This window comes from Allosphingosinicella sp. (assembly GCF_059502505.1).
Genome location: NZ_JCACEU010000004.1, coordinates 1,288 through 2,595 on the forward strand (window position 1 = coordinate 1,288; position 1,308 = coordinate 2,595).

The following is a 1,308-nucleotide window of genomic DNA, read 5'->3' on the forward strand; positions in this document are numbered from 1 at the left end:
TTCCACCCGCTGCTCGATGCCCCGCGGCCGGCGACGCGCGCGCCGATGATCTTCGGCCTCGTCGTCTTCGTGATCTTCGTGCTCGGCTTTGGCGCCTGGGCGGGCCTCGCCCCGCTCGCCGAGGCCTCAATCGCGCCCGGCATGATCAAGGTGGAGGGCAGCCGCCGGACCATCCAGCACCTGGAAGGCGGCATCGTGCGGGAGATCCTGTTCCGCGACGGCGCCAGGGTCCGTGCTGGCGATGTCATCGCGCGGCTCGACATCACCCAGTCCGACACCCTGGTCGAGACGCACCGCGCCCAGCGCTGGGCGCTGCTCGCGCAGGATGCCCGGCTGGAGGCCGAGGTGAGCGGCCGGCGCGACATCGCCTTCCCGGCGGATCTCGCGGCCAGCACCGATGCCCGGGCCATGGAGACGGTGAACGGCCAGCGCGCCCTGTTCGAGGCCCGCAAAGCCAACCTGAACAGCCAGATCCAGGTCCTGCAGGCGCGGATCGAGCAGCAGAACGCGGTCATCGCCAGCGCCCGCGGCCAGCTGACCGCGACCCGCCAGCAGCTCGCCTTCGCCAGGCAGGAAGAGCAGATGCGCCGCGGCCTGGTTGGCCAGGGCCTCGGCCGCTTGCCGGAACTGCTCGCGTTGCAGCGGGCGGTCGCCGCCCTGGAGGGCCAGCTCGAGGATCTGAACGGCCAGGTCGAACGCGCCAATGCCTCGATCGCCGAGGCCCGCAACCAGATCCAGACCACGATCGACCAGCGGGTGCAGGAGGCCTCGGCCGAGCGGCGCGAGGTGCGCGCCAGGCTGGCCGAGACCGAGGAGAAGCTGCGGGCCGCCGCCGATGTCGCCACCCGGCGCGAGATCATCGCACCGGAGGACGGCACGCTGGTGAACCAGCGGGTCTTCACCGTCGGTGCCGTCCTGAAGCCGGGCGACCCAATCTTCGAGCTGATCCCGGTGCAGGACCGGCTGGTGGCGGAAGTGAATGTCCAGCCTATGGATATCGACGTGGTCTATCCCGGCCTGCAGGCCGAGGTGCGGCTGCCGGCCTTCAAGCAGCGGCTGGTCCCCTACCTGCACGGGCATGTGACCTGGGTGGCCGCGGATGTGACGACCAATGAGCAGACACGGCAGCAATACTATCGCGCCTACATCCTGATCGACGCGGACCAGCTCACGCACCTGCCCAGCGTTTTCCTCACCCCCGGCATGCCCGTGGAAGCGCATGTCCAGATCGGCCAGAGGACCTTCTTCCGCTACATGGTCCAGCCGCTGATCGACAGCTTCACCCGGGCCTTCCGGGAGCAATAGGCT

The 1,308-nt window shown here is 69.6% G+C and carries 1 protein-coding gene; it reads left to right on the forward strand.

The window, feature by feature from the left end:
• On the forward strand, nucleotides 1-1,305 hold a 1,305-nt coding region (locus tag AC5JBD_RS00060; protein ID WP_495719711.1), incomplete at its 5' end, for an HlyD family type I secretion periplasmic adaptor subunit.
• Between the last annotated feature and the right edge of the window lie 3 nt (nucleotides 1,306-1,308).